The organism is Pseudomonas sp. (assembly GCF_050739995.1).
In the GTDB taxonomy this organism is placed as follows: Bacteria; Pseudomonadota; Gammaproteobacteria; order Pseudomonadales; family Pseudomonadaceae; genus Aquipseudomonas.
In genome coordinates, this window is the sequence record NZ_JBOICG010000789.1 from 1 (window position 1) to 3794 (window position 3794).

Sequence of the window (3794 nt, forward strand, 5' to 3'; positions counted from 1 at the left end):
GAGATACACCATGACGACTAAAACCCGTTCGCTGTCCGCCGCTACCCTCGTCCTGGCCCTCGGTTCGGCCCTGAGCCTGTCCGCCATGACCAACATGGCCCACGCTGACGAAGCCAAAATGGACAAATGCTTCGGTGTCGCCGAAGCCGGCAAGAACGATTGCGCCGCAGGCGCTGGCACTACCTGCGCCGGTACTTCCAAAGTCAAAGACCAGGCCAATGCCTGGAAACTGGTACCTGCCGGCACCTGCGACAAGACCCCAAGCTCTACCTCGCCGACCGGTTTTGGCCAGGCTGCTGCCTTCACCGCCAAGTCCTGAAACCCGACACAGCCTGAGTACGGATGATGACGCTTTTACCCCAACACACGGTCTCGCCAGCTCAGGTGCCCGGCCTCCCCCATAGGGCCGGGCTGGGGCTGAAGAACGAGCACTTCATCGAAGTGCTCGAAACCTCGCCCGATATCGGCTTTTTTGAAGTGCACGCCGAAAACTACATGGTGGCCGGCGGCCCGTTCCATCACTACCTGGGTTTGATCCGCGAGCAGTACCCACTGTCATTGCATGGCGTGGGGCTGTCCATCGGTGGCGAAGGCCCGCTGAACCGTGAGCACCTGGCACGGTTGGCCAAGCTGATCGAACGCTATCAACCCCACTCTTTTTCCGAACACCTGGCCTGGTCCAGCCATGGCCCGGTGTTTCTGAACGATTTGCTGCCCCTGGCCTACGACACCGCCACCCTGAACCGGGTGTGCGAACACGTTGATCAGGTACAAAGCGTCCTCAAGCGCACCCTGTTGCTGGAGAACCCGTCGACGTATGTGCAGTTCCAGCGCTCGACCCTGGACGAGACGGACTTCATCACTGAAATCATCCGCCGCACCGGCTGCGGCCTGTTGCTGGACGTCAACAACGTCTACGTATCGTGCATCAACCACCAACGTGATCCACTGGCCTACATCAACGGGCTGCCGTTGCATGCGGTGGGTGAAATCCATCTGGCTGGCTTTGCCGAAGACACCGACAGCCTGGGCGATCGCCTGTTGATTGATGACCACGGAGCCCCCATCGACAACGCAGTGTGGCAGCTTTACGAGCAAGTACTTACACGTACCGGCCCGGTGGCCACACTGATCGAGCGGGACAACCAGGTGCCGGCCTTCGGCGTATTACTCGCCGAAGCCCAACACGCCGAACGGTACTTGGCGCAGGTGACCCCATGAGCCTTCATGACGCATTTGCCAGCGCCTTGCTCTCGCCCGACATGGCCTGCCCCGATGGCGTGTTCAGCAGCAACGGCGCCGACCCGGCCAGCCGCTTTGTGGTGTACCGCAACAACGTGCACAGCTCGTTGATCAACGCGCTGGCAACGGCTTACCCCGTGACGTTGCAACTGGTTGGTGAGGAATTCTTCCGTGCCATGGCGGGACTCTTCGTTCAGGCCTGCCCGCCCACCAGCCCGCTGATCAGCGAATACGGCAGTGCATTGGCTGCGTTCATTCAGGACTTCGAGCCGACAGCCAGCGTGCCCTATCTGGCCGATGTCGCACGGCTGGAACGCCTGCGGGTACGTGCCTATCACGCCGCCGATGAAGCGCCGATGGATCGGCAAGCCGTTTTGCAGGCACTGCAAACGGAAACAAACCTGGGGGAGTTACGCCTGCAACTGCATCCGTCCCTCGCCACTCAGGACTCTGCCTACGCAATCGTCGGCATCTGGTCAGCACATCAGACCGAAGGTGAAATTGCCAGCTTCCACCCCTGGCACGCCCAAGGTGCCTTGGTGTTACGCCAAGGGCTGACAGTCAAGGTGTTTGCCATCGACTCAGGCGCCGTCACGTTCATCAACAGCCTGAACCAAGGCGCAACGCTGGAAACAGCAGTGGAACAGGCCCTCGAAGGCTCGACCGAATTCGATCTGCACCAATGCTTGAACCTGCTGATCAGCTACGACGCCATCACCCATTTGCATACCAAACAAAAGGTCTCGTCATGAACTCATCCCCTTCGTGCCTGGTTAAACGGGCCATCGCGTTGTTCGAAAAGATCCCCTACAGCCTGATCGCCTTTCTCGCACGCTTCTCCATCGCCGCAGTGTTCTGGAAGTCCGGCCAGACCAAAGTCGAGGGCTTCGCCATCGATCTGATCAGCGGCACCTTCCAACTGGGTGAGCCGCGACTGGCCGCCTCGACGCTGCCGCTGTTTCGCAGTGAATACAACGTGCCCTTGCTGTCGCCGGAAATAGCCGCGCATATGTCCGCGTTCGCCGAGCACTTTTTCCCGGTGTTGATCCTGGTGGGCTTTGCCACACGTTTCTCGGCATTGGCGTTGATTGGCATGACGCTGGTCATTCAACTGTTCGTCTACCCGGAAGCCTATCCGACCCACGGCACCTGGATCGCGATACTGCTGCTGTTGGTCGCAAAAGGCCCTGGTTGCCTATCCATCGACCACCTGATCGCCCGCCGCTACCGCTGAAGTCGGTCCAGGGTTTCGCCGCTGCGTTTGAACCAGTCCACCAGGTAATCAGCCAGCACTTGGGTTCGGCGCGGCAGCCCACCCTGATAAGGATGCACCAGGTACATCGGCAGGCTGCGTGTTGAATAGTCACGCAGTAGCCAACGCAAACGGCCGTCAGCCAGTTCCGCGGGAAGCACGTAGGACGGCAGGCGTGCGATACCGGCGCCCACCAGCGCAGCCTTTTTCAGTAGGTTGTAGTGGTTGGAGGCAAAGGTACCGCTGACCCGCACCCGCAGCAGCTCGTGTTGCTGGTGGTACAACCACTCCTCGCGCCCGCTGTAGTGGCTGTTGAGCAAACAGGCATGTGTTGCAAGATCCGCCGGGGTCTGCGGCACGCCATGTTGTTCCAGGTAAGCCGGGCTGGCGCAGGTCATCTCGTGCCAGGCCAGCAGTGGTTTGGCGACCAAGCGCTCATTCTCGATGGCGCCGGAGCGTACGCCCAGATCAAAGCCGTCCCGGGCCAGGTCGCGGTAGCTGTTGTTCAGCTCCAGCTCGATCTGCACCTGCGGATACTGCTTGGAAAACTCCAGCAGCAAACCATCAAAGAAGGTTTCCCCCAACGACACCGGAACCGTCATACGCACGGGCCCGGCCAGGTCGTCCTTGAGCCGTGCCAAGGCCTGACGGGCTCGCTCCACTTGCACGACCAGGGCTTGCGCCTGGGGCAGCAACGCTGCACCGGCAGCGGTGAGGCTGAGCCTGCGCGTGGTGCGATGCAGCAACACCACGGAAAATTGTGCTTCCAACTGGCTGATACGCTTGGATAGCTGGCCTTTGCTGCACCCCAACTGCTCGGCCGCGACGGTGAAGCTACCCGCTTCGATCAGTACGGCAAAGGCCGCCAGGTCATCCATCTCGCTCATGGATTGTTTCCATTTGAAAACCAAAGGTTGCCTATTAGCGCGTTTATCCACTTAAAAAGCCACACTAGACTGAACCTTCACTTATCTCCCCGGAGGAACAGCACGATGAAAATCCTATTGATTGGTGCCAGCGGTACGGTCGGTTCGGCGATCAAGGCGGAACTGGCGCAGCGTCACGAAGTGATCAGCATCGGTCGCAGCAGCGGCGACTTCCAGGTCGATATCAGTGACAGCGCATCGATTCGCAAACTGTTCGAACAAACCGGTAAGTTCGATGCGCTGGTCTGTGCGGCAGGCAGCGTGAACTTCGTGCCGCTGGGTGACATGAGCGAAGCCGATTTTGAACTGGGCCTGCGTGACAAGCTGATGGGCCAGGTCAACCTGCTGCTGATCGGCCGTGAATACGCCAACGA

Annotated in this window: 6 protein-coding genes; 5 read left to right on the forward strand and 1 reads right to left on the reverse strand. The window is 59.9% G+C overall.

All coding sequences use genetic code 11. The features are described from left to right. Positions 1–10: 10 nt before the first annotated feature. From ACRESD_RS26720 to ACRESD_RS26735, 4 genes are read left to right on the forward strand one after another with little or no spacing between them, the layout of a single operon-like run. Positions 11–319 (forward strand): BufA1 family periplasmic bufferin-type metallophore, encoded by a 309-nt coding sequence (locus tag ACRESD_RS26720; RefSeq protein ID WP_431753656.1) that lies wholly within the window; start codon positions 11–13, stop codon positions 317–319. 23 nt (positions 320–342) lie between these two features. Further along, complete coding sequence (gene bufB, locus ACRESD_RS26725) at positions 343–1221, forward strand: MNIO family bufferin maturase (RefSeq protein ID WP_431753651.1); 879 nt, start codon at positions 343–345, stop codon at positions 1219–1221. Continuing rightward, on the forward strand, positions 1218–1994 hold the full coding sequence (locus ACRESD_RS26730; RefSeq protein WP_431753652.1) for an HvfC/BufC N-terminal domain-containing protein: 777 nt from the start codon (positions 1218–1220) through the stop codon (positions 1992–1994). The genes bufB and ACRESD_RS26730 overlap by 4 nt, the downstream gene beginning before the upstream one ends. Next, positions 1991–2476 (forward strand): DoxX family protein, encoded by a 486-nt coding sequence (locus ACRESD_RS26735; RefSeq protein WP_431753653.1) that lies wholly within the window; start codon positions 1991–1993, stop codon positions 2474–2476. The genes ACRESD_RS26730 and ACRESD_RS26735 overlap by 4 nt, the downstream gene beginning before the upstream one ends. Here the strand turns inward: ACRESD_RS26735 and ACRESD_RS26740 are convergent. Continuing rightward, positions 2467–3381, reverse strand: a complete 915-nt coding sequence (locus ACRESD_RS26740) for a LysR family transcriptional regulator (RefSeq protein WP_431753654.1) — start codon at positions 3379–3381, stop codon at positions 2467–2469. The two genes, ACRESD_RS26735 and ACRESD_RS26740, sit on opposite strands and share 10 nt — an antisense overlap. A 105-nt stretch (positions 3382–3486) precedes the next feature. On the opposite strand from ACRESD_RS26740, the gene ACRESD_RS26745 reads away from it, so the two are divergent. Then, positions 3487–3794, forward strand: a 308-nt coding sequence (locus ACRESD_RS26745) for an NAD-dependent epimerase/dehydratase family protein (RefSeq protein WP_431753655.1), incomplete at its 3' end; no start/stop codon positions are given.

Excerpts from the sequence above, each read along its gene's own strand:
- ACRESD_RS26720 (WP_431753656.1), top strand. The coding sequence starts at position 11 with ATGACGACTAAAACCCGTTCGCTGTCCGCCGCTACCCTCGTCCTGGCC.
- bufB (WP_431753651.1), top strand. The coding sequence starts at position 343 with ATGATGACGCTTTTACCCCAACACACGGTCTCGCCAGCTCAGGTGCCC.
- ACRESD_RS26730 (WP_431753652.1), top strand. The coding sequence starts at position 1,218 with ATGAGCCTTCATGACGCATTTGCCAGCGCCTTGCTCTCGCCCGACATG.
- ACRESD_RS26735 (WP_431753653.1), top strand. The coding sequence starts at position 1,991 with ATGAACTCATCCCCTTCGTGCCTGGTTAAACGGGCCATCGCGTTGTTC.
- ACRESD_RS26740 (WP_431753654.1), bottom strand. The coding sequence starts at position 3,381 with ATGAGCGAGATGGATGACCTGGCGGCCTTTGCCGTACTGATCGAAGCG.